At 74.1% G+C, this 23,237-nt stretch carries 21 protein-coding genes and 1 tRNA gene; 19 read left to right on the top strand and 3 right to left on the bottom strand.

Going from position 1 to position 23,237, the window contains the following annotated elements; translation table 11 throughout:
- Positions 1 to 22 precede the first annotated feature (22 nt).
- Positions 23 to 1,324, top strand: a complete 1,302-nt coding sequence (locus ELR47_RS10370) for a DUF58 domain-containing protein (RefSeq protein ID WP_165403995.1) — start codon at positions 23 to 25, stop codon at positions 1,322 to 1,324.
- Here ELR47_RS10370 and ELR47_RS10365 read toward each other — a convergent pair.
- The gene (locus ELR47_RS10365) at positions 1,294 to 2,058 is read right to left on the bottom strand and encodes a stage II sporulation protein M (protein ID WP_165403994.1); all 765 of its coding nucleotides are present in this window, start codon (positions 2,056 to 2,058) and stop codon (positions 1,294 to 1,296) included. The two genes, ELR47_RS10370 and ELR47_RS10365, sit on opposite strands and share 31 nt — an antisense overlap.
- Before the next feature lie 336 nt (positions 2,059 to 2,394).
- Here ELR47_RS10365 and ELR47_RS10360 point away from each other — a divergent pair, with 336 nt between their 5' ends.
- From ELR47_RS10360 to ELR47_RS19125, 16 genes are all read left to right on the top strand, one after another.
- The gene (locus tag ELR47_RS10360; RefSeq protein WP_130649830.1) at positions 2,395 to 3,333 is read left to right on the top strand and encodes an RDD family protein; all 939 of its coding nucleotides are present in this window, start codon (positions 2,395 to 2,397) and stop codon (positions 3,331 to 3,333) included.
- Positions 3,334 to 3,428: 95 nt separating this feature from the next.
- Complete coding sequence (locus tag ELR47_RS10355; RefSeq protein WP_130649829.1) at positions 3,429 to 4,262, top strand: segregation and condensation protein A; 834 nt, start codon at positions 3,429 to 3,431, stop codon at positions 4,260 to 4,262.
- Complete coding sequence (gene scpB, locus ELR47_RS10350; protein ID WP_130649828.1) at positions 4,259 to 5,209, top strand: SMC-Scp complex subunit ScpB; 951 nt, start codon at positions 4,259 to 4,261, stop codon at positions 5,207 to 5,209. The genes ELR47_RS10355 and scpB overlap by 4 nt, the downstream gene beginning before the upstream one ends.
- On the top strand, positions 5,202 to 6,035 hold the full coding sequence (locus tag ELR47_RS10345; RefSeq protein WP_130649827.1) for a pseudouridine synthase: 834 nt from the start codon (positions 5,202 to 5,204) through the stop codon (positions 6,033 to 6,035). Before scpB ends, ELR47_RS10345 begins: the two co-directional genes overlap by 8 nt.
- Positions 6,032 to 6,403 carry a chorismate mutase gene (aroH, locus tag ELR47_RS10340; RefSeq protein ID WP_130649826.1) on the top strand — a complete coding sequence of 124 codons (372 nt, stop codon included), beginning with the start codon at positions 6,032 to 6,034 and terminating at the stop codon, positions 6,401 to 6,403. Before ELR47_RS10345 ends, aroH begins: the two co-directional genes overlap by 4 nt.
- Complete coding sequence (locus ELR47_RS10335; protein ID WP_165403993.1) at positions 6,400 to 7,521, top strand: prephenate dehydrogenase/arogenate dehydrogenase family protein; 1,122 nt, start codon at positions 6,400 to 6,402, stop codon at positions 7,519 to 7,521. Before aroH ends, ELR47_RS10335 begins: the two co-directional genes overlap by 4 nt.
- Before the next feature lie 58 nt (positions 7,522 to 7,579).
- Positions 7,580 to 8,854 carry a 3-phosphoshikimate 1-carboxyvinyltransferase gene (aroA, locus tag ELR47_RS10330; RefSeq protein ID WP_205745191.1) on the top strand — a complete coding sequence of 425 codons (1,275 nt, stop codon included), beginning with the start codon at positions 7,580 to 7,582 and terminating at the stop codon, positions 8,852 to 8,854.
- A gap of 76 nt (positions 8,855 to 8,930) precedes the next feature.
- Entirely contained in the window at positions 8,931 to 10,985 is a 2,055-nt protein-coding gene (gene der / locus ELR47_RS10325; RefSeq protein WP_205745190.1) for a ribosome biogenesis GTPase Der, read from the top strand.
- A 168-nt stretch (positions 10,986 to 11,153) separates the two neighbouring features.
- A tRNA-Pro gene (locus tag ELR47_RS10320) sits at positions 11,154 to 11,227 on the top strand.
- A gap of 98 nt (positions 11,228 to 11,325) precedes the next feature.
- Positions 11,326 to 11,970, top strand: a complete 645-nt coding sequence (locus ELR47_RS10315) for a CDP-alcohol phosphatidyltransferase family protein (RefSeq protein WP_165403992.1) — start codon at positions 11,326 to 11,328, stop codon at positions 11,968 to 11,970.
- Positions 11,971 to 12,109: 139 nt separating this feature from the next.
- Positions 12,110 to 12,496 carry a glycine cleavage system protein GcvH gene (gcvH, locus tag ELR47_RS10310; protein ID WP_130649823.1) on the top strand — a complete coding sequence of 129 codons (387 nt, stop codon included), beginning with the start codon at positions 12,110 to 12,112 and terminating at the stop codon, positions 12,494 to 12,496.
- 170 nt (positions 12,497 to 12,666) lie between these two features.
- Positions 12,667 to 13,155 carry an FHA domain-containing protein gene (locus ELR47_RS10305; protein ID WP_130649822.1) on the top strand — a complete coding sequence of 163 codons (489 nt, stop codon included), beginning with the start codon at positions 12,667 to 12,669 and terminating at the stop codon, positions 13,153 to 13,155.
- Complete coding sequence (ftsR, locus tag ELR47_RS10300) at positions 13,152 to 13,880, top strand: transcriptional regulator FtsR (protein WP_130649821.1); 729 nt, start codon at positions 13,152 to 13,154, stop codon at positions 13,878 to 13,880. The genes ELR47_RS10305 and ftsR overlap by 4 nt, the downstream gene beginning before the upstream one ends.
- A complete protein-coding gene (locus ELR47_RS10295) occupies positions 13,877 to 15,109 on the top strand; it encodes a D-alanyl-D-alanine carboxypeptidase family protein (RefSeq protein ID WP_130649820.1) in 1,233 nt (410 codons plus the stop codon). The genes ftsR and ELR47_RS10295 overlap by 4 nt, the downstream gene beginning before the upstream one ends.
- Positions 15,110 to 15,142: 33 nt before the next feature.
- Positions 15,143 to 15,652, top strand: coding sequence for a bifunctional nuclease family protein (locus ELR47_RS10290; protein ID WP_130649819.1), 510 nt, complete (start codon positions 15,143 to 15,145; stop codon positions 15,650 to 15,652).
- A gap of 657 nt (positions 15,653 to 16,309) precedes the next feature.
- Entirely contained in the window at positions 16,310 to 16,888 is a 579-nt protein-coding gene (locus ELR47_RS19125; RefSeq protein WP_130649818.1) for a MerR family transcriptional regulator, read from the top strand.
- A 33-nt stretch (positions 16,889 to 16,921) separates the two neighbouring features.
- Here the strand turns inward: ELR47_RS19125 and ELR47_RS10280 are convergent, their stop codons facing one another.
- Positions 16,922 to 17,698, bottom strand: coding sequence for a deoxyribonuclease IV (locus ELR47_RS10280; protein ID WP_130649817.1), 777 nt, complete (start codon positions 17,696 to 17,698; stop codon positions 16,922 to 16,924).
- 184 nt (positions 17,699 to 17,882) lie between these two features.
- Here ELR47_RS10280 and gcvP point away from each other — a divergent pair, with 184 nt between their 5' ends.
- Together gcvP and ELR47_RS10270 are read left to right on the top strand one after the other, a co-directional pair.
- Complete coding sequence (gene gcvP, locus ELR47_RS10275; protein ID WP_205745189.1) at positions 17,883 to 20,879, top strand: aminomethyl-transferring glycine dehydrogenase; 2,997 nt, start codon at positions 17,883 to 17,885, stop codon at positions 20,877 to 20,879.
- 171 nt (positions 20,880 to 21,050) lie between these two features.
- On the top strand, positions 21,051 to 21,752 hold the full coding sequence (locus ELR47_RS10270; RefSeq protein WP_130649816.1) for a L,D-transpeptidase family protein: 702 nt from the start codon (positions 21,051 to 21,053) through the stop codon (positions 21,750 to 21,752).
- Positions 21,753 to 21,849: 97 nt separating this feature from the next.
- Here ELR47_RS10270 and ELR47_RS10265 read toward each other — a convergent pair whose 3' ends face one another.
- Positions 21,850 to 23,211 (bottom strand): serine hydrolase domain-containing protein, encoded by a 1,362-nt coding sequence (locus tag ELR47_RS10265; RefSeq protein ID WP_130649815.1) that lies wholly within the window; start codon positions 23,209 to 23,211, stop codon positions 21,850 to 21,852.
- Between the last annotated feature and the right edge of the window lie 26 nt (positions 23,212 to 23,237).

The raw sequence follows: 23,237 nt of genomic DNA, 5'->3' as shown, positions 1-23,237 counted from the left end.
GACGCGGCGGTGGTGGGCCGGCGTGCTCCCGGTCCCCACGCAACGGGCGGCCCTGGCGCTGGCGGCGCTGGTCCCGGTCGTGTGGCTGGTCCCGGCACCGGTGCCCTGGTGGGCGCCGGTCGCGCTGGTGGCCGTGCTGGTCGCCGTCGACGCCTACCGGGTGCCCGCACCGTGGCGGATCGGGGTCGAACGCGAGCTGCCGGGCGTCGTCGGTCTCGACGCCACCACCGAGCTGACCTGGCGCGTGCACAACCCGACCGCCCGGCCGGTCGCGGTCGCGGTGGCCGACGAGTTGGCCCCGAGCCTCGGTGCCGAGCGGCGGCGGGCGAGCCTGCAGGTCCCGGCCGGGGGACGCCGCGTCGAGCGAGTGACGTTGCGCCCGGCACGCCGCGGCACGTTCCGCCCCGAACGGCTGACCGTGCGGGTCACCGGGCCGCTCGGGCTGGGTCGTCGGCAGGCGGAGCGCTCCCTGCCCGGGCGCATCGAGGTGCATCCCGGCTTCCGCTCGCGCGCGGCGGCGGAGTTGCGGGTCCGCCGCCAGCGGATCCTCGACGAGGGCCTGCGGGCGATCCGGGCCCGCGGGGGCAGCTCCCAGTTCGAGGCCCTGCGCGAGTACGTCGAGGGCGACGACGTGCGGCGCATCGACTGGCCGGCGACCGCACGCTCCGGGCATGCCGTCGTGCGCACCTACCGGGCCGAGCGCAACCAGCAGGTGCTGGTCCTGCTCGACACCGGCCGGTTGAGCGCCGGCCTGGTCGAGGACGTCCCGCGCCTGGACCACGCGATGGACGCCGTACTGGCCCTGGCGACCATCGCGACCCGCTCCGGCGACCGCACCGCACTGCTGGCCTTCGGTGCCTCGGTGCGGGCCGTCGTGCCCTCGCGTGGCGACCAGGGACAGCTCCGGCGGTTGTCGAGCGCCATGCACGCGCTGGAACCCGAGCTCGTCGAGAGCGACTACGGCGAGGCGTTCCGCGGGGCGCTCGCGCGGTTCCCGCGGCAGTCCACCCTGGTGCTGTTCACCGAACTGGGCGCCGAGGCGGTGCAGGAACAGCTGGTGCCCGCCCTGCCGCTGCTCACGCGCGCGCACGCCGTGGTCGTGGTCGCCGTGCGCGACCCGGCCGTGGAGGCGCTGCGCGACGCCCCGGCCGAGCACGCGGGTGACGCCTACGGCGCCGCGGCGGCGGTCTCGGTCCTCGCGGCGCGCGAACGTGCCGCCGACCACCTGCGGCGACTGGGGGTCCGGGTCGTCGACGCCGTCCCGGGCGAGCTGGCGGGGCGGGTCGGCGACGCCTACCTCGAGGTCAAGGCGCGAGGCGGCTGACCTTCCACGTCCGCGGAGCCGGCGGAGGACTCGCCCAGGGCCCCCGTGCGCCCGTGTCGGGCGGCGTCGCGTCCGTAGATCCCCACGTAGGCGAGGAACGCCACCCACACCAGGGCTCCGGTGCCGACCCGTGCCCAGGTCGGCCAGGGCGCCGGTGTCACGTACCCCTCGAGCAGACCGGCCACGAGGAAGACCAGGACCAGGCCGATCACGATCACCACGCAGCGGCGCCCCTCCTCCGCCAGCGCCTGCCGCCGGAAGCGCTCACCGGGAGCGATCAGGGCCCAGCCCAGCCGCAGTCCCGCACCTCCGGCGACGAACACGGCCGTGAGCTCCAACAGCCCGTGCGGCAGGATCAGGCCCCAGAACCGGGCCGCCTCACCGGCCGCGTGGAACATCCCCGCGGCGACGCCGACGTTGAGGCCGTTGACCACCAGCACGACCAGCGTGGGCACGCCGGCCGCGATCCCGCTGGCGAAGGCGAGCGCGCCGACCCGGGCGTTGTTGGTGAACACCCGGGCGGCGAAGGTCGTCCCGGGCTCGGCGGAGTAGTAGCCCTCGAACTCCTCCTCCAGGTAGCTCTGCCGCGCCGTCTCCGGCATCGCCGCCTCGACGGCCGCGGGACTGTTGGCCAGCCACAGCGCGGGGGCCGCGAACGCCGCGACGAACACCACGGTGGCCGCGAGGACGGCGACCCGCGCGTGCCACACCGCGGCCGGGAACGACCAGCGCACCGCCTCGAGGAACGTGCGCCAGGTCCGCGGGCGGGTGCCGTGGACGACGGCCGTGGACCGCGCGACCAGGTCGCTGAGCCGGGCGGAGAGCCCCGGATCACGGTACCGGTGACGTACGGCGGCGAGCTGACTGGAGACGCGCAGGTGGAGCCGGACGAGCTCGTCGAGCTCGTCGGCCGAGACGTTGGCCGGGCCACCCGCCGCACGCCGCGTCAGCTCGTCCAGTCGGTCCCAGGTCGACTGGTTGGTCAGGATGTAGCCGTCGACGTCCGTGTCCGACCCTCCGAGTCCGGCCGCATGGCACCGCTAGCGTCCGCGTCAGTCTAGGAGGACCACGTGCAGGGACCCAGCGGCGCCGGCGGAACGGTGACACCCGAGGGTGTCGCCCTCGACCTCGAGCACGCCACGGTCGGCTCCCGCGGCATCGCCTATCTGCTCGACCTGCTGGCGATGGGCAGCCTGTTGCTGTTGTTCGGGCTCGCGGAGAGCATCTTCGGTGTGAGCGGCTTCGTGCCCGGATGGCTGGGGCTGGCCCTGCTGCTGCTGTTCGTGTTCGCGGTGCTGTTCGGCTACCCGATCGGGTTCGAGACCTTCTGGCGCGGGCGCACCCCGGGCAAGGCCGCGCTCGGACTGCGCGTGGTCACCACGGAGGGGGCGCCCGTCGGCTTCCGTCACGCGACGGTCCGTGCGGTCGTCGGCCTGGTCGAACTGCTGCCCACCATGGGCGTGCCCGCGATGGTCAGCAGCCTGCTCAACGGGCGCGGACAACGGCTGGGGGACCTCGCCGCCGGCACGGTCGTGTTGCGCGTGCGCCGCGGTTCGCGGGCCCCGGTGGCCCACGCCTTCGCGCCGCCGGCCGGGTTGGAGGACTACACCGCACGGTTGGACGTCAGCGCGCTCGGGTCTGCGGACTACGCCACGGTCCGTGAGACCCTGCTGCGGCTCGGCGACCTGGCGCCCGGTGCCCGTCGGGAGGTCACCGAGGTGGTCGCCGACGCGTTGCTGGGCCGTGTCGCCCCGCCGCCGCCGGCCGGTGTCCCGGCCGAGGTCTGGCTGGTCTGTGTGGCCGCGGCCGTGCAGCGCCGCCGGCCGGCCACCACCGCGGGCCCGGCAGCGGACCCGACGCCGCCCGCCCCGTCCGGCCGGGAGCACGGCAGGTCCGGTGCTGCGTCGGGTCCGACGGCGACCCCCGACGACTCGGCGTCGATCCCGCCTCCGGCCGCGCGCACCGGCGACGTCGAGGTGCCCGACGACGGGTTCCGCCCGCCGCAGTGACCGCGGGGGCGTCGCTGCGGCGGGCCCGGGGCGGCGCGTCGCTACGCTGGGGCGCTCGCGTCCGTTCTCCGAACCGTGCAGGAAGCCGGCTCCCGATGGCCTACCAGGTGAAGCTCGAGGTCTTCGAGGGGCCCTTCGACCTGCTGCTGCAGTTGATCTCCCGCCGCAAGCTCGACGTCACCGAGGTCGACCTCGCCGAGATCACGGCCGACTTCCTCGCCCATCTCGACCGGGGCCTCGAGGACCTCGACCTCGAGACCGCCACCCGGTTCCTGGTCGTGGCGGCCACCCTCATCGAACTCAAGGCCGCCCGCCTGCTGCCCCGTGAGGAGCGCGACGAACTCGAGGACCTGCTCGGCGACGCGAGGGACCTGCTCTACGCCCGGCTGCTCGAGTACCGGGCGTTCCGGGACGTGGCGCGCATCGTCTCGCACCGGCTGACGAGCAACGAGGCGTACCTGGCCCGGGACGTGGCGCCGGAGCCGTGGCTGCAGCGGCTCGTCCCCGAGACGCCGTTGGCGGTCGACGCCGGTGGCCTGGCCGCCATCGCCGCGTCGGTGCTGACCCCTGCGCGCGAGGCGCCGGTCGACCTCAGCCACATCCGCCGCAGCTACATCACCATCCGGGACGCGGCCGTCGACCTGCTCGCCCGGGTGCGCGCGGATGCGCCCAGTACCTTCGCGGACCTCGTGGCCGACCGGGGCCGGGGGGACCGCGTGGTGTTCTTCCTGGCCGCGCTCGAACTGTTCAAGCTCGGCCACGTCGAACTCGAGCAGCCCGACCATCGCGGCCCGCTGGCGATCCTGGCCCGCACGGGCGGCCAGGACCTCGACTCGCTCACGGAGCCCGATGAGCCCGACGAGCCCGACGAGCCCGACGACGGCCGCACCGACGCACCTGTCCCCACTGCTTCCGGAGTCACGCCGTGAACGACGAACCCGCCGACGCGCCGGTGGACGCCGCGCCGGCGCCGGTCGGTCTGCCGTCGGCAGGTCAGGCCCCGGACCGTCCCACCGACGAGCAACTGCGCCCCGGCGTCGAGGCGCTGCTGTTCCTCGCCGACGAGCCGCTCGAGGCCGCTGCCGTCGCGGAGGTGCTCGACCGCGACCCGCGCGAGGTCGAGCAGGTGATCGCCGAGGTGCAGGCCGCCTACGCCGCGGCCGACCGCGGGGTCGAGATCCGTGCGGTGGCAGGCGGGTGGCGGATGTACACCGCCCCGGCCGCACGCCCGGTGCTGCAGCGCTGGGCGCTGGCGGGTCGCACCGGGCGGCTGACACAGGCCGCGCTCGAGACCCTGGCGGTCATCGCCTACAAGCAGCCGATCAGCCGCAGCGAGGTCGGCGACATCCGCGGCGTCAGCGCCGACGGGGCCGTCCGCAGCCTGGTCGCGCGGGGCTTCGTGACCGAGGTCGGGCGTGACGAGGGCCCGGGGCAGGCGGTGCTCTACGGCACGACCAGACTGCTGCTCGAGCGACTGGGGTTGCAGTCGCTCGACGAACTGCCGCCGCTCACCGACTTCCTGCCCGAGGCGCCGGCACCCGACGAGCCGGATCTGGGCAGCGTCAAGGAGGTACGGCGGCGTCTGGCCGAGGGCGGGGAGCTGCCGGTCCGCGGCGTGCTGGCCGGCCGACGGACCAACACCGGCGGCGAGGACGGCGAGGAACCCGACGACGACGCCATGCCCGCCCCGAACGCCACGCGTGGCGCGGGACGCGGTGGTGACGACATCGACGAGTTGACCGACCGGCTGGAGCAGGCGGCGCGCAACGCCGTCGACCGGTTGCGGCAGGCCGTGGCCGCCGGCGACGGCGACCCGGCATCCGACGACGACGACCCGGCGGAGGTCTCCGCCGACCCCGGAGCACGAGATGACTGAGCAACGGGTACAGAAGGTCCTCGCGGCCGCCGGTATCGCCTCACGACGGGCCTGCGAGGAGCTGATCGCCACCGGTCGCGTGCGGGTCAACGGCGAGGTCGTCGAGCTCGGCGCCAAGTGCGACCCGACCGCCGACGTGGTCGAGGTCGACGGGGAGCGGATCAACACCGATCCCGACAAGCTCTACGTGCTGCTCAACAAGCCGCGCGGCGTGGTCACCACCGCCGACGACCCGCAGGGGCGCCCGACCGTGGTCGACCTCGTCAACCTGCCCCAGCGGCTGTATCCCGTCGGACGTCTCGACCAGGACACCGAGGGGCTGTTGCTGCTCACCAACGACGGTGAGCTCACCCACCAGTTGCTGCACCCGTCGTTCGAGGTGCCACGCACCTACGTGGCCCTGGTGCCCGGGCCGGTCCGCAAACGGGCGCTGGCGCAGTTGCGCGACGGCGTGGAGCTCGACGACGGGGTCGCTCGCGCACGGTCGGTCCGGGTGCTCGAGGAGGAGCACGGGCGGGCACTGATCGAGCTGGTGATGACCGAGGGACGCAAGCGCGAGGTCCGCCGCATGTTCGCGGCCCTGGGCCTGACGGTCGAGCGGCTGGCACGCGTCGCCTACGCCGGGGTCGAGCTCGGCGAGTTGCGCCAGGGCAAGTGGCGATTCCTCACGCAGGCCGAGGTCGGCCGGCTGCACGCGGCGGTGGCCGAGGGCTCCCGACCGGCCCCCGGGGGCCAGCGCTGGGAGACCCGCCGCACCACCCGCGGCGAACGCGATGCCCGCGCTGCCAACGCCGCCCGGGCGACGCGCCGGGGAGGATCACGATGAGCGAGGCACGGGTACGGGCGCTGCGGGGCGCGACCACGCTGGACCGCGACGACCGCGAGCACCTGATCGCGCGCACCCAGGAGCTGATGGCCGCGGTGTTCGCCCGCAACGAACTCGTCGAGGACGACCTGATCTCGATCGTGTTCACCGCCACCGACGACGTCCACGCCGCCTTCCCGGCGGTCGCGGCACGCGAGGCGGGCATCACCCACGTCCCCTTGCTGTGCGCCCGCGAACTCGAGGTCGAGGGCGGGATCCCGCGGTGCGTGCGGATCCTCGTCCACGCCTACACCCCCCGCACGGCCCGCGAGCTCCGGCACGTCTACCTGCACGACGCCCGTCAACTGCGCACCGACCTGCCGGAGTGAGCACGACGCCGCGCCTGGCCGTCCTCGGGGGTGGGCTGATCGGGGGCTCCCTCGCCGTGGCCTGCCGCCGGCTCGCGGTCGGTCACGTCACCCTGACCGACACGTCCGCGGACGTGCGTCGCGCGGCGGCCGGGCTCGGGCTCGCCGACGAGGTCGCCGAGGACGTCGCCGCGTGCGTGCGCGCGGCCGACGTCGTCGTCGCCGCGGTTCCTGCGGCGGTCGTCGGGGACGTGCTCGAACAGGCCGCCCGGTACGCACCGGCCGACGCCGTGTTCACCGACGTCGCCAGCCTCAAGGGCAGCGTCACCCTCGAGGTGACGTCGAGGTTGAGGGCTGCGGGTGTCGACCCGGCCCGATTCGTCGGCGGCCATCCCATGGCGGGATCGGAGCGCAGCGGCCCGCAGGCCGCGGACGCGACCCTGTTCCAGGCAGCGACCTGGGTGCTGACCCCCACGGCCGACACCGCCGCGGAGACCCTGCGCCGCGTCTCGGGGGTGCTCCGGCAGATCGGGGCCCGGGTGCTCGCGCTCGCTCCCGCGCGGCACGACGAACTGGTCGCCCTGGTCAGCCACCTGCCGCACCTGGCGGCCTGCACGCTCGCCGACGTCGCCGGTGAGGCCTCGGCGCGGGCGGGCGAGGTGGTGCTGGCGGTCGCCGGCGGCGGCTTCCGCGACACGACCCGGATCGCGGCGTCGGACCCGCGACTGTGGCGCGGGATCCTGGCCGGCAACCGCGACGCGGTCCTGGTCGCCCTCAACCGCTACGAGCAGCGCCTGACCGAGGTGCGCCGGCTGCTCGAACGCGGCGACGACGAGGCCCTCGAGGCCCTGCTCGGTCGTGCCGCCCGCGCCCGCGCCCAGCTGGTGCCCAAGGCGGTCGACGACGCGGTGGTCGACGTGGTCGTTGCACTCGACGACCGTCCGGGGGCACTGGCCACCATCACTACGGCGCTCGGCGAGGCCGCCATCAACGTCGAGGACCTCGCGATGCGCCACGCCGAGGGTCGGCGGGGCGCGCTGCTGGTCCGCATCGCCGCAGGGGAGTGCGAGCGGGCCCTGGAGGTCCTCACGGCCCGTGGGCTGGCCGCGCACGCCGAACCGGCCGACGCGGCGACGTGACGCACCCGGCCGACGCGGCGCCGTGACGCTTCTGGCCGACGACTCGACAGGAGGACCCGTGCAGCGCTGTTCGATGATCCCGTTCGCGCACCCGCCCGACGCCGAGGTCGTGGTCCCGGGGTCCAAGAGCATCACCAACCGTGCCCTGGTGGTGGCGGCGCTCGCCGCGGGCCGCTCCCGGCTCGACGGCGTGCTCTTCGCCGACGACACCGAGGCCATGCTGGGGGCGTTGGCCACCCTCGGGGTCCCGCTCGAGGTCGACCGGTCGGCCCGGTCGGTGACGGTCGGCGGACTGGACGGCGCGGTCCCGGCCGGCCCCCTCGAGCTCGACGTGCGGCTGTCGGGGACCACGGCCCGGTTCCTGGCGCCGCTGCTGGCCCTCGGCGAGGGGCCCTACCTGCTCGACGCCGCGCCGGCCTTCCGCCGCCGCCCGATGGCGCCGGTGTTCGATGCCCTGCGCCAGCTCGGCGTGCAGGTGCACGAGACCGGCGCCCCGGGTCACCTGCCGGCACGTCTGCGGGGACCGGGAACGGACACGGGCGCGCTCGAGGTCCCCGCCGACGTGTCCAGTCAGTTCCTCTCGGGTCTGCTGCTCAGCGCGCCGGCGCGGCCCGACGGGTTGCGGGTCCGGGTCCCCGGCGCGCTCGTCTCGCGTCCCTACGTGACGATGACCACCGCGGTGATGCGGGCGTTCGGTGCCCGGGTCGAGGCCGACGACGACGACACGTTCACCGTGGCCCCCGGCGGGTACCGGGGTACCACCTACCGGATCGAGCCCGACGCCAGCGCCGCGTCCTACGTGCTCGCGGCGGCCGCGATCACCGGCGGGCGCGTGCGCGTTCCCGGTCTCGGCCGCGGCTCGCTGCAGGGAGACGTCGGCTTCGCGCAGGTGCTCGCTCGCATGGGCGCCACGGTGGACCTCGCCGACGAGCACGTCGAGGTGCAGGGCACCGGCCGGCTCCAGGGCGTGGACGTGGACCTGTCCGACCTGTCCGACACGGCCCAGACCCTCGCGGCCGTGGCCGTGTTCGCCTCCTCGCCCACGCGGGTGCGTGGCATCGGCTTCATCCGGCACAAGGAGACCGACCGGGTGCGGGCGGTGGTCACCGAACTGCGACGCCTCGGGATCGACGCCGTCGAGGAGGACGACGGCTTCCTCGTGCGGCCCGGCACACCCCGACCCGGTGCCGTGCACACCTACGAGGACCACCGCATGGCCATGAGCTTCGCCCTGCTGGGCCTGCGGGTCCCCGGCGTCGAGATCCTCGACCCGGGTTGCGTGGCGAAGACCTTCCCGGACTACTTCACGGTGCTCGAGTCGCTGCGCCGGTGACCTCGCCGGCCCGCCTCCGGCCGCGGGTACGGTGCGCGGGTCCTGCGTCCGCGTGCTCTACCAGGAGACCTCCGCCGTGCCCGACGTGCCCGACGATGTCGTGCCTCCCACCGCGTCGACCGCCGACGCACCCGCCGTGGTGGGTGCGGTCGTGGTCGCCATCGACGGGCCGGCCGGGTCGGGCAAGTCCTCGGTCGCCCGCCGGGTCGCCGAGCGACTCGGTCTGCCGCACGTGGACACCGGGGCGCTGTACCGGGCGGCCACCCTGGCGGTGCTGCGCGCCGGGGCCGACCCGACCGACGAGGCCGACTGCGCGGCCGTGGTCGCCGACACCGTCCTCGAGCGACACGCCGGGCGCACCCTGCTCGACGGCGAGGACGTCGAGGACGAGATCCGTGGGCCGGACGTGACCGCGAGCGTCTCGGCCGTCTCGGCCCACGCGGCGGTGCGCGACGCGCTGCTCGCGGCCCAACGGGGCGCCGTCGCCGAGGAGGGCGGCGTGGTCGAGGGGCGCGACATCGGCTCGGTCGTGCTCCCCGACGCCGACGTGAAGGTCTTCCTGACCGCCAGCGTGCGCGAGCGGGCCCGGCGGCGGGCCGCCCAGCTCGGGCGCGACGACCTCGAGGACCTCGAACGGGAGATCGTCGCTCGCGACACGGCCGACGGCGGCCGCGAGGTGGCGCCGATGCAGGTCGCCGAGGACGCGTGGGTGCTCGACTCCTCCGAGCTCGACCTCGACGCGGTCGTCGCGTCCGTGGTCGAGCGGGTGGTCGAACAGGTCGCGGCGCGACCGCGTGACCCGCTGCGTGCGCGGCGGGCCCTGCCGCGCGTCGCGGTCGTCGGGCGGCCCAACGTCGGCAAGTCCACGCTGGTCAACCGCATCCTCGGCGCCCGGGTGGCCATCGTCGAGGAGAAGCCCGGGGTGACCCGCGACCGCACGGAGCACCCGGCCGAGTGGCTCGGACGGCACTTCCTGGTGGTCGACACCGGCGGCTGGGAACACCAGGCCGAGGGCATGGCCGCCCGCATCGTCGACCAGGCCGAGGCCGCGGTGGCCGCCGCCGACCTGGTCGTGTTCGTGGTGGACGCGACCGTCGGCGCGCTCGAGGACGACGAGCGGTACGCGCGGCTGCTGCGTCGCAGCCGCGTGCCGGTGCTGCTGGTCGCGAACAAGGTCGACAACGACCGCCAGGAGGCGCTGGTCCACGAGCTGTACGGCCTCGGGCTGGGCGCGGCGCACCCGGTGTCCGCGCGGCACGGACGCGGCGTGGGCGACCTGCTCGACGAGGTGCTGGCCGCGCTGCCGACGGCGGCCGACCAGGCGCCGGCCGTCTCGACGGTGCCGCGTGTGGCGATCGTCGGCAAGCCCAACGTCGGCAAGTCGTCGTTGTTCAACCGCCTGCTGGGCGAGGAGCGCTCGATCGTCGACAGCGTCGCGCACACGACCCGCGACGCGGTCGACACGATGGCCGAGATCGACGGTGAGCCGTGGGTGTTCGTGGACACCGCCGGCATGCGGCGGCGCTACCGCCACGGCGAGGAGACCGAGCTGTACTCGGTCGACCGCACGCGGGCCGCGATCGAGAGCGCCGACCTGGTGCTGTTCCTGCTCGACGCCTCCGAGCCGCTGGGGGAGCAGGACCAGCGGCTGGCGGCGCTGCTGCGCGAGGCGGGCCGGGGCGTGGTGCTGGTGTGCAACAAGTGGGACCTCGTCGACGAGGACCGCCGGCTCGACCTGGAGAAGGAACTCGACCGCCTGCTGTCGTTCGCGGCGTGGGCCCCGCGGGTCAACATCTCGGCCGCGTCCGGTCGGGGTCTGCGCCGGCTGCTGCCGCAGCTGCGCACGGTGTGGGACAACTACCGGCGCCGGGTGCCGACGCGGGAGGTCAACCGGCTGGTCGAGGAGGCCGTCGCCCGTCACCCGCTGCCGCGCCAGGGGCAGAAGAACCTCAAGATCCGCTACGCCACGCAGGCCGAGGTGGCGCCGCCACGGTTCCTGCTGTTCGCCAACGGTCGGCTGCCGGCCTCCTACCGCCGCTACCTGGAACGCGAGCTGCGTGAGCGGCACGACTTCACCGGTGTCCCGTTGACGATCGAGGACCGGCCGCCCTCCCCGCGCCAGCGTCGCTGACCGCCGGACCGCTGCTCGCGGACTGCGGACCGCGCGGGCGGCGGTGCCGGTTGGCCCCCCGGGTCGGGAGCAGGTAGCGTGCCGCCTCCGCGACCCCGGTTCGCCCGAGGTCGCACCAGGTGGACGACGTCCCCGCCGGTTCCACGGGTGGGACGCCGGATCCTCCACCGGGCTGTGGCGCAGTCAGGTAGCGCACTCGTCTGGGGGGCGAGGGGTCGCCGGTTCAAGTCCGGCCAGCCCGACGTCCGCCGCCGGGGTCCCACGCGGGCCCCGGCGGCGCGTGCGATCATGCGGACCAGCGGCTGCGGCGCAACGCGGCACTCGGCGGCAGGGGTGGGCCTTGCGGATCTACGACCTGGGTGGTGGCGGGCGACAGCGTGCCGCCTCGCGTCGGATCTGGACGATCCCCAACCTGTTGTCGTTCGCGCGGCTGGCGATCCTGCCGGTGGTCTACCTCGACCTGACCGACGGCCGGTTCCTGCGCGCCTTCGTGCTGTTGGCGGTGTTCGCCGCGACCGACTGGCTCGACGGCTACCTCGCCCGTCAGCTCGACCAGGTCACCGAGCTCGGCAAGCTCCTCGACCCGATCAGCGACCGGATCCTGTTCGTCGTGGTCGGGATCGGGTTCGTGGTCGGCGGGCTCCTGCCGTGGTGGGTCGTGGCCGTGCTGATCGCGCGGGACCTGCTCGTCGGGCTCGCCGGCCTGGCCCTGCTCGCCCGTGGGGGGCGGCCGCCGGACGTGACGCGGCTGGGCAAGACGGCGACCTTCGGGCTCATGTGGGCCCTGCCGATGCTGCTGCTGGCCGTGGTCGTCGGCGACGGGGTCGCGGCACCGCAACCGCTGCTGTACTGGCTGGCGTGGGCGCTGTTGGTGGTCAACATCGTGCTCTACTGGCTCGCCGCGTTCGACTACGCCCGCATCGTCCGCCGGCGTGCGAACGCGACCGGGGGCGAGGACCAGAACAGCGACACGCCGCTGCGATAGGGTGGCGCGATCGGCCGGATGGCCGGACCGGGACGGTGCCGTCGAACGGCCCCCCGGAACCGCCGGTAGCCGGACCAGCCGGTAGCCGAGAACAGCCGGCAGCTGACCAGGACACCGACCAGGACAGGAGTGCTCTGCCGTGGCGGAGAACACGCCGAGCGAGTTGCGCTACACCGAGCAACACGAGTGGTTGCGCGACGACGGCGAGCTGCTGACCGTCGGGATCACGCAGTTCGCCCAGGAGCAGCTCGGCGACGTCGTCTACGTCGACCTGCCGAGCCCGGGTGCGGAGGTCGAGCAGGGGCAGGTGTTCGGCGAGGTCGAGTCGACCAAGTCGGTCTCCGACCTGTACGCCCCCGTCAGTGGGGTGGTCGTCGAGCGCAACGAGGACCTCGACGAACGCCCCGAGCTGGTCAACCTCGAGCCCTACGGCCAGGGCTGGATGGTGACGATCCGTCCCGGTGACCGCGGGGAACTCGACGGACTGCTCGACGCCGAGGCCTACGGCGAGCTGGCCGAGGGCTGACCTCCACCTCGACCCGAGGTCGAGCAGGCACGGAGCTCGTGCACCGACGGGCTGCGTCGGCCGCCCGGGTGGTCTAGGCTGCCGGACTCGCCGCGGGGGCCGTCGGGTCGGGCTGGACCTTCCGCAGACCCTGACGGCGCTCCGGATCCCGTGACGTCACAGGAGGCGACGTGTTCTGCAGCCAGTGCGGCGAACAAGTGCCCGAGGACGCCAACTTCTGTCCGTCCTGCGGGGCACGGGTCGTCGTCGCCCCGGCCGGGACCGAGCACACCACGGCGTCCATCGAGGTCGGGGCCTTCGATCCCGCCCACGAACTCGACGCGCTGCCGGAGCTGGAGCCGGGAACGGGCATGCTGGTCGTGGTCCGCGGACCCAATGCCGGCGCCCGGTTCGTGCTCGACCACGACCCGGTGACCGTCGGTCGCCACCCCGACTCGGACATCTTCCTCGACGACGTGACGGTGTCGCGCCGGCACGCGCAACTGGTCCACGGCGAGCACGGCTCGGTGGTGCGCGACCTCGGGAGCCTCAACGGCTCGTACGTCAACGGTGAACGCGTCGACGAGCGGGCGCTGGCCACCGGTGACGAGGTGCAGATCGGGCGGTTCAAGCTGCTCTATGTCGGTGACGGGGCCGAGGCGGGTGGGCTGGCACCGTGAAGTCCCTCACCATCGGTGAGGTGCTCAACCGCCTGAAGGACGAGTTCAGCGACATCACGATCTCCAAGATCCGCTTCCTGGAGGCCGAGGGGCTGATCTCGCCCGACCGGACGGAATCCGGCTACCGCAAGTTCACCGGTGAGGACATCGACCGGCTGCGCTACGTGTTGCGGGCCCAGCGGGACCGGTACCTCCCACTGCGGGTCATCAAGGACGAGCTCGCGCGGCTCGACGCCGGCCTGCCCGTCGCCGGGGCGCCCGGCGAGGAGCCGGCGTCGGCGCCCTCGCCCTCGCCCGACACCGGGGAAGCGTCGCCGCCCGTCGACGCGCCGGCGTCGGTGTTCGACCTGCCCGCGGCCGAGGTGCAGCTCACCTCCGCGGAGCTCGCGGACGCGACCGGCCTCACCGGCGACGAGGTGACCCAGCTCCGCGACCACGGGCTGCTCGGGCCGGGCCCCACGCACGACGGTCACGACCTCCAGGTGGCCAAGCTCGCGGCGTCGCTGCTCGGCGGCGGGCTCGAGGTCCGCCACCTGCGCATGTACCGGCAGTTCGCCGACCGCGAGGCCGCGCTGGCCGAGCAGCTGGTGTCGCCGCTGCTGCGTCAGCGCAATCCCGACAGCCGGCGCAGTGCGGTCGAGCAGGCCGAGCGGGTCGTCGCCGCAGGCGGCGCACTGCACCAGGCACTGCTCGCACGCCAGCTGCGGGCACTGCTCGGCCCGTGACCGCCAAGATCGCCCGTCGGCGGCGTGCCACCACGGTGCTGGCCGCCCTGACGGCCAGCCTGTGCCTGGTCGGCCCGGTGCCCGCGACGGCCGAACTGACGGCACCACCGACGCCCGCGGTCGCCGGACCACCCCCGTCCGACTGGCCGGACGTGCCCGAGGACGTCACCGCCAGTGCGGTGGTCCTGGTCGAGGCCAGCAGCGGGCAACGCCTGCTCGAGCGCGGGGCCGAGCAACCGCGGCCGGTGGCCTCGACCATCAAGGTGCTCACGGCCCTGACCGCCGTCGATCGCGTCGAGCTCGACGCCGAGGTGACGGTCGGGCCCGAGGTCCTGGTGGAGGGGGCGTCGGTCGGCCTCCGACCGGGGGAGACCTGGACGGTGCGCCAGCTGCTCGAGGCGATCCTGATCCGCTCGGGCAACGACGCGGCCGAGGCGCTGGCGACCTTCGTCGGGGGCGACACCGACCGCTTCCTGCGGCTGATGGAACAGGACGCGGCCCGGCTGGGCCTCGAGCAGCGCGACTTCGGCTCCGTCACCGGGCTGGGCGATCTCCACGAGGTGTCCGCGCTCGACCTGGCGACCATCGCGCGGGCCGCGCTGGCGCACGAGCAGCTGCGCCCCCTGCTCGCTCGCCGCGAGGTCACCCTTCCCGGGCAACCGACCGAGCCGAACCGCAACCTGTTGCTGGGCAGCTATCCCGGGGCCACCGGCGTGAAGACCGGATTCACCCTCGCGGCCGGGAACAGTCTGATCGCCAGTGCGCAACGCGATGGCCGTGAACTGGTCGCCGTGGTCCTCGACGCGGGCGACGACCCGGCCCGCTTCACGCAGGCCGCGCGCCTGCTCGATGCCGGCTTCGACGCCTACGCGCTCGAGCAGCCGTCGGTGCGACTGGACCTCGCGGTCGCCGGGGGATGGCACAGCTACGCGTTGCCGCCGACCACGGTGACCACGCCGACCGACCGGCCGGCGTCGGTCTCGGTCACCGTGCCGGCCCGCCCACCCGAAGCTCAGGTGGAGGTCGAGGTGCACGCGGGTGCCGAGCCCTTGACCGAGCTGGCCGCGCGCACGCTCGCCTCGCCGTCGGCGGTGGCTGCCGAGGCCGGGGACGGGGACGCCGGATCCGGCACGCCCGACGCCGGGAGCGCCGCCCGACTGGGGGCCGCCCTGGTCGACGGTGCCTACGCGTCCCTGCGCGCGGCGTCCGGGGCGGATGCCCTCCGCTAGCCTGCAGCAGTCGACGACCCAGGAGCGACCCTCGTGATCGAGATGGAGCTCGTCGGCGTACGCGTCGAGCTGCCGGCCAACCAGCCGATCGTGTTGCTCAAGGAGCGGCACGGCACCCGCTATCTGCCGATCTGGATCGGCGCGGTCGAGGCCACGGCGATCGCGTTCGCGCTGCAGGGCGTGGAGACCCCCCGCCCACTCACGCACGACCTGTTCGTGGAGGTGCTGGGCCAACTGGGCGCCGAGCTGGCGGCGGTGCACGTCACCGCCCTGCGTGACGGCACCTTCTTCGCCGAGCTGCACCTGTCGTTGGCCGGCAACACCATGACCGTCTCGGCGCGCCCCTCCGACGCGATCGCCCTCGCGAGCCGCCTCGACGACGTGCCGATCTTCGGGGCCGAGCAGGTCCTCGACGAGGCCGGTCTGGAGATCGAACCGGGCACCGAGGAAGGCGAGGAGGGCGGCGTGGACGCCGAGGAGGCGGTCCGCCAGTTCCGGGAGTTCCTCGACGACATCTCGCCCGAGGACTTCCGCGAGCAGTGACACCGCCGGGCAGCGGCCGTCCCGCGGACGGTCGCGGGATGCTCCGGGGAACGTGCCACCTCGCGCCGACGTGAGCCGGACACACCACGCACACCGGGGACGGACCCGGCACGTGCCGGGGTCGGGGGAGTCCGGGGTGTCCGGCGGCCGGACCGCGTCGCCGTTCGCGCCCGTTGTTCGCACCGCCCGCGTGACCGGCGCGGCCCGGGGGCGTGTCGCGTACGTCCGGCCGCCGCCGCGTCACCGGATGCTGCGGTCGGTCGCCGGGCAACGCGGCTGCCGCCACGGTCCTGAGCTCCCCGCGGGACGCGGCGGTCGACCGGCTGCCCTCGGACTCACGGATTTCGTGCCCTCTCGTTGCCCGTCACCGGGCTGCCGTGGTGTGTCGATCGGCGCCGGTCCGCGCCGACTTCGGCCTTCGCAGCCGTTCCCTCTCATGGTCTTTAGGCGTGTCTCGATCCGGAAAACCTTGACAATCTGGTCGAGGTTGAGGGTCTCGGAACCCTCGACATGCCATTGACACGCCTGTAGTTCTCGTCGTAGGCTCACCGCCCGAGGCCGGGTGGAGTACGACCGGACCGTCCTCCTCCACCCGCAGCTCGGCAGCACGAGTGGAGGGACGCGGGCGCTTCGCCTCCACCCGCCGATGCCAGCACGATGCCCACCACGGCATCGCGATCCAGGAGCCCTTGCGTGAGCACCGTGCCGGACGTAGGTCAGCTCGCTCTCGACGTCGGCGATGCCGGCGTCCGGGAGGGCTACCGGGGGAGCTCGGTGACCAAGATCGTCGGCATCACCTACCGGCAGCTCGACTACTGGGCCCGTACGGCGCTGGTGGAGCCCAGCGTCCGCAAGGCGACCGGTTCGGGGACCCAGCGGCTGTACTCGTTCGACGACGTGGTGCGGCTCCGCGTCGTCAAGCGTCTGCTCGACACCGGCGTGTCGCTGCAGAAGGTGCGCCAGGCCGTCGACGAACTGCGCGCCCGCGGACGCTCACTCGCCGACGCGACCCTGGTCTCCCACGGCGACTCGGTCTACCTGCTCGAGGACGACGCCTCGCTCGTCGACCTGCTGCGGCGCGGTCAGGGCGTGTTCGCGATCGCCCTCGGCCCGGTCATCGACGAGTTGCGCGGCGAGGTCACCGCCTTCCCCACCGAACGGCTCGACGACGAGCCGGCGATCGCGTCCGAGGAGCACTCGTCCGCCGACGCCGACGCGGCCGTCGTCACCGGCTGACGTACGCAGCGCCGAGGCCGGGGTCGTACCCGGTCAGGCCGGGCCGAGCCGGTCCCGCAGCCAGGCGATGTCGGCGGCCTGACCGTCGCCGTCGCCGTCCGGGGTCTCCACGACCACGTCGGCCCCCGCGCGCCGGACCACCTCGACGAGCACGTCGGGGTCGATGCGTCCCTCGCCGAGGTTCTGGTGCCGATCGCGCCCGGACCCGAACTCGTCCTTCGAGTCGTTGAGGTGGACCAGGTCGATGCGCCCGGTGATGCCCACGATGCGTTCGACCGCGTCGTCGAGCTTCTCCCCGGCGGCATGGGTGTGGCAGGTGTCGAGGCAGAACCCGAACGGGGTCGACACGTCCTCGAGCGTCTCCCACAGCCGACCGATGCGGTCGAAGTGGCGCGCCACCGCGTTGTTGCCGCCGGCGGTGTTCTCGATCAGGATCGGCAGGTCGGTCTCCAGCCGCTCCAACGTCGAACGCCAGTTCGCGAAGCCCTCGGCGACGTCGTCCTCCTCGGGCAGGTGGCCACCGTGCACGATCACGCCGAGGGCGCCGATGTCCTCCGCGGCGCGCACGGTCTTCTCCAACAGCTGCCGTGACGGGTGGCGGACCCGGTTGTTGGTGGTCGCCACGTTGACGAGGTACGGCGCGTGGACGTAGATCGCCACGTCACCGGCCCGCAGTTCGTCGGCGTCCTCGCGCGGCTTGGGCCCCCGGAACTGTTGTGGGGCCGACAGGAACAGCTGGACCACCTCGGCGCCCCGCTCGGCGGCGGTCGCGAGGGGGTCCTTGGCGGGGACGTGGGCGCCGATGCGCATGCGGACCGACTTTCGTCGAGGGTGGACCGTGGAGCCGTTTCGAGGCTAGCGCGCGCGTTCGGCAGCCCGATGACGGTGCTGCTTCGATGGCGCCCGCACGGGGACGGCCGTCGCGCCGCGCCCGCACGGGGACGGCCGTCGCGCCGCGCCCGCTCGACGACGACCTCGCCCGTTCGGAGACCACGTGCCCGAGACGACTCCTGCCGGCAACCGGGGCCACGACCTCGCCGACCTGCGGGACGACGCTGGCTTCCACCGTCGACACCTCGGTCCCGACGCCGACGAGCAGCGGCAGATGCTGGCGGCGCTCGACGTCCCGGACCTCGCGACCCTGCTCGAGCGGGCGGTACCCGACGTCATCCGCGACGACACGCCGCTGGCGCTGCCCGAGCCGGCGTCCGAGGCGACGGTGCTCGCCCGGCTGCGCGATCTCGCGGACCGCAACGACGTGCGCAAGGCCTGCATCGGGCTCGGCTACGCCGGCACCATCACCCCGCCGGTCATCCGCCGCAACGTGCTCGAGGATCCGGGCTGGTACACCGCCTACACCCCCTACCAGCCCGAGATCTCGCAGGGGCGCCTCGAGGCGCTGCTGGTGTTCCAGACCATGGTGCGCGACCTGACGGGCCGCGAACTGGCCGGCGCGTCGCTGCTCGACGAGGCGACCGCCGCCGCCGAGGGCCTCACCCTGTGCCACCGGGTCTCGCGCAAGAAGGGTGCGGACGGCAAGGACGCCGCCACGTTGCTGCTCGACACCGGCTGTCACCCGCAGACGATCGCGGTCGTGCAGACCCGGGCCGAACCCCTCGGTCTCGAGGTCGTGGTGACCGACGTACGCGCGTCGGGTCCCGACGAGCTCGCGCTCAACGACGTCGTGGCGGTGCTGCTCCAGCAGCCGACCACCGACGGCGCCGTGATCGACGACCGCGACCTGATCGCCCGGCTGCACGACGCCGACGTGCTCGTGACCGTGGCGACCGATCTGCTCGCCTGCCTGCTGGTCACCCCGCCGGGGGAGCAGGGCGCCGACGTGGTGGTCGGGTCCAGTCAGCGCTTCGGCGTCCCGATGATGTTCGGGGGCCCGCACGCCGGCTTCCTCGCCACCCGGGACGCGTTCGCCCGCAACCTGCCCGGCCGGCTGGTCGGCGTGTCGGTGGACGCGCGCGGACGCGAGGCGTACCGGCTCGCCCTGCAGACCCGCGAGCAGCACATCCGCCGGGAGCGCGCCACCTCCAACATCTGCACCTCGCAGGTGCTGCTGGCGGTCGTCGCCGCCATGTACGCCGTGCACCACGGTCCGCAGGGACTGGCCCGCATCGCCCGACGGACCTCCGCGATGACCGGTGCGCTCCGTGACGCGCTGCTCGAGGCCGGGCTGACGACCACCGCGACCACGTGGTTCGACACCCTCACCGTGCGCGTCGACGGGCGCGCCGACGAGGTCGTGGCCGCGGCGGCCGAACGTGGCTACGAGCTGGGACGGGTGCGCACGGCCTCCGACGCGCTCGACCCCGATCTGGTGCGGGTCGCCTTCGACGAGACCACGACGCTCGACGACGTCGCGGCCGTCGCCGCCGCCTTCGTCGGTGAGCTCGACCGGCAGGCGACCGACCGCCTCGCGCAGGTCGTGGCACGTACGGCGAGCGCCGCTGACGGCATCCCGGCCGCGTTGCGGCGCACCACCGCGGTGCTGACCGACCCGCGTTTCTCGCGCTACCGCTCCGAGACCGAGCTGCTGCGGTGGCTGCGCTCGCTCAAGGCCAAGGACGTCGCCCTCGACCGGGCCATGATCCCGCTCGGTTCGTGCACCATGAAGCTCAACGCCGCGGTGGAGATGGAGGCCGTCACCTGGCCGGCCTTCGCCGAGCTGCACCCGTTCGCGCCGCTGGAGCGCTCGGCGGGCACGCGCCAGGTGATCGCCGACCTCGAACGCTGGCTGGCGGAGATCACCGGCTACGACGCCGTCAGCCTCCAGCCCAACGCCGGGTCCCAGGGCGAGCTGGCCGGTCTGCTGGCCATCCGGGGCTACCACCGGGCCAACGGTGACGACCAGCGCGACGTGTGCCTGATCCCGTCGTCCGCGCACGGCACGAACGCGGCGAGCGCGGTCATGGCCGGCATGCGGGTCAAGGTCGTGCCCTGTGACGACGACGGCAACGTCGACGTCGACGAGCTCAAGCGGCTGGTCACCGAGCACGCCGATCGACTCGCGGCGCTGATGGTGACCTACCCGTCGACCCACGGCGTGTTCGAGCGCCGGATCAGCGACATCTGTGCCCTCGTCCACGACCACGGAGGGCAGGTCTACCTCGACGGCGCCAACCTCAACGCGCTCGTCGGCGTGGCCCGACCGGGACGCTTCGGCGCGGACGTCAGCCACCTGAACCTGCACAAGACCTTCTGCATCCCGCACGGCGGCGGCGGTCCGGGCGTGGGTCCGGTCGGCTGCCGCGCACACCTCGCGCCGTACCTGCCGACGCACCCGCTGGTACCGGAGGCCGGGCACCCGTCGGCCGGCGACCTCGCGCCCGAGCGACGCACCGGACCGGTGGCCGCCGCACCCTGGGGCTCGGCCGGGATCCTGCAGATCTCGTGGGCCTACGTGGCGCTGATGGGCGCCTCGGGGCTGCGCCGGGCCACCGAGACCGCGATCCTGAACGCCAACTACGTCGCCACGCGGCTCGCCGACGGCTATCCGGTGCTCTACACCGGCGAGGGCGGGCTGGTCGCCCACGAAGCCATCGTCGACGTCCGCCACTGGCGTGAGCGTTCGGGCATCAGCAACGAGGACGTCGCCAAGCGCCTCGTCGACCACGGCTTCCACGCGCCGACGATGTCGTTCCCCGTCGCGGGCACGCTGATGATCGAACCCACCGAGTCGGAGTCGAAGGCCGAGCTCGACCGGTTCTGCGACGCGATGCTGGCCATCCGCGACGAGGAGGCGGCCGTCGCGGCGGGGGAGTGGCCAAGCGACGACAACCCCCTGGTCAACGCGCCCCACCCGGCCGAGGACCTGCTCGTCGACCACTGGGACCACCCCTATCCCCGCGAGCTGGCGGCGTACCCGGCCGGCGTCCGTCGTGACGACAAGTACTGGCCCCCGGTGGCCCGGGTCGACAACGCCCACGGTGACCGCAACCTCGTCTGCGCCTGCCCGGCCCCGGAGGCGTTCGAGGACTGATCCGGTACACGCCCGCGGAACGGCGTACCGGCCATAGGGTTGCATCGAGTTTGGATCCGTGCAGGTGCTGCGCACCGCGGACGAGGGGGCAACTCGCGGCCCGGGGTGTGCGTCGGAACGGGTGAAGCGCTGCGCAACGGTGCGCAGCCCCACCCGAATCGGCGAACCGCCATGACCTCCACTCCCACGCCCCGTTCCCTCCCCGTCCGTCGCCTCGCCCTGCCGGCGCAGCGGACGCTGTCGCTGCTGCTCGCCGTCCTGCTCACGCTCGCGCTCGTCGCGGCCGGCGGGGTCGGCGAGGCCCAGGCCGCGACCGGCAACGCCACGGTCCGTGAGGTGCAACAGCGCCTGAGCGACCTCGGCTACCCGGTCGGCACCGTCGACGGCGTCGACGGCCCGCGCACCCGCCAGGGCCTGTGCGCCTGGCGGCGCCTCAGCGGCCGCACCGCCAGCCGCAACGCGCTCGCCAAGGGCGAGCTCGACGCGATCCGCGCGACCACCGGACTGCCCAAGGCGTCCGCCGGCCGCGGCGTGACCGTCGACAAGACCTGTCAGACGATCTTCTACCGCCAGGACGGCCGCTGGCAGAAGGTGCTGATCACCTCGACCGGTACCGGTGGCCTGCCCCGCAACGGCGACTTCAAGATCCAGCGGGTCAAGAAGGGCTGGCACACCTCCAGCCTCTACCCGTCCAAGACCCCGAACATGTACAGCCCGATGTACTTCGACGGTGCCATCGCCATCCACGGCTCCAACAGCGTCCCCGCCGCGCCCGCCAGCAAGGGCTGCGCCCGCGTCACGCCCAAGGGCGCGGACTGGCTGTTCGGTCGGCTCAAGGTCGGCGACCCGGTGAAGGTCATCGGTCGCTACTGATCGCCGCTCGACACCGTGCGGGCCGTCTCCACGCGACGGCCCGCACGCGCCGCGCGGGCCAGCTCCGCCCGCGGGACGCCGACGTGCCCGGTCCGGGTCACCGCCACCCCTCGGCGGCGACGCCGCCGGGCACGTCGGCGTCGGCGTCGTAGGGCATCCGGGTGAACACGAACGACGCGAGGTCGAACCAGCGCACCGTGCCGTCGTCGGCCGTGGCGGGGCGGAGCACCTCGCCGGCGTAGTAGCCGTCGAGTCCCTCCCAGCCCCCGTCGGGCCGGCGACGGAACCGTGAGGAGCGGGCGACGCCACGCACCGCCTCGAGGCGCAGCGTGTCGTTGCCGAGCGCGGTGACCGACACGGGCGTCGGACCCCAGTACCACACGCCGGTGAGCGCCAGCGCGTCGGCGGCCACGCCGCCGGGTGTCCAGGCGGGTCGCCGGCGGGGGGCCTCCCGCGCCAGCAGGCCCAGCAGGTCCGCGGCGATCGCGCCGTCGAGCCCGGCCGTGGTGTTGGTCATCACGACCGCACCGTCACCCGAGTCCGCGTCGACCCGCAGCAGCGCCAGGAACCCCGGCATCGAACCGCCGTGTCCGAAACTGCGCCGGCCCGTGCCGTCGTCGAACACCTGCAGCGAGAGTCCGGCGGCCGACCGCCACGGCTGTCCGGGGCGGTCGTCGACCACGACGGGCCGTCGGGCGGCGTCGAGCAACGCCGGATCGAGCAGCCCCTCGCCGTCGCCGGCGAGGAACGCGGCCCACCGAGCGAGGTCCGCCAGCGGCGCCCACAGCTGCCCCGCGGGTGCCATCGCCCCGGCGTCGTGCTCGGGCTCGGGCAGGACGGTGTCGGCCCACGGATGGACCGCGAGCCCCGGCGCGAACGGTGGCCGCGGTCGGGCCGTCGTGTCGGTCAGGTCCAGCGGCCCGAGCCAGTCGCGGTGCACCACCTCGTGCCACGGACGGCCGTGCGCGCCCTCGAGCAGGCGGCCGAGAACGGCGTAGCCGACGTTGCTGTAGTGGTGGCGGTGGCCGGCCCGGTGCGGGGTCGTCGGTGCCTGGAGCTGGGCGAGCAGCACGTTCCAGTCGCCACCGGCGGTGCGCTCCCACCACGGCCCGGCGGTCTCGGCCCGCAGCCCCGACGCGTGGGCGAGCAGCTGCAGCAGCGTCGCACGACCCACGGGGGCGTCGGGGACGTGGTCGGTCACCCGGTCGTCGAGATCGACGCGGCCGGACTCGACCAGCCGGAGCACCGACAGGCCGACGAAGGTCTTGGTAATCGACCCGATGCGGTACTGCGTCCGTGGCGTCGGCGCCGCACCGTCCACCTTCCCGGCGGCGCCCGACCACGCCAGGACGCCCTCGCGCACCACCCCGGCCACCACCGAGGGCAGGCGCGAGTGACGTTGCTCGTCGGCGAGCCGGTCCTCGAGCGCCCTGACGGCACGGTCGGGAAGGGACGACACGACGACTCCTGACGGCTGCACTCGAC

The sequence above is a fragment of the Egicoccus halophilus genome (assembly GCF_004300825.1).
In the GTDB taxonomy this organism is placed as follows: domain Bacteria; phylum Actinomycetota; class Nitriliruptoria; order Nitriliruptorales; family Nitriliruptoraceae; genus Egicoccus; species Egicoccus halophilus.
Note: the sequence above shows the minus strand (reverse complement) of the source record. Positions and strands in the feature narration are given on the sequence as shown.

Coding starts and splice junctions, on each gene's coding strand:
- ELR47_RS10345 (WP_130649827.1), top strand. CDS start 5,202: ATGACTGAGCAACGGGTACAGAAGGTCCTCGCGGCCGCCGGTATCGCC.
- ELR47_RS19125 (WP_130649818.1), top strand. CDS start 16,310: ATGCCCACCACGGCATCGCGATCCAGGAGCCCTTGCGTGAGCACCGTG.
- ELR47_RS10280 (WP_130649817.1), bottom strand. CDS start 17,698: ATGCGCATCGGCGCCCACGTCCCCGCCAAGGACCCCCTCGCGACCGCC.
- aroH (WP_130649826.1), top strand. CDS start 6,032: ATGAGCGAGGCACGGGTACGGGCGCTGCGGGGCGCGACCACGCTGGAC.
- ELR47_RS10355 (WP_130649829.1), top strand. CDS start 3,429: ATGGCCTACCAGGTGAAGCTCGAGGTCTTCGAGGGGCCCTTCGACCTG.
- ELR47_RS10270 (WP_130649816.1), top strand. CDS start 21,051: ATGACCTCCACTCCCACGCCCCGTTCCCTCCCCGTCCGTCGCCTCGCC.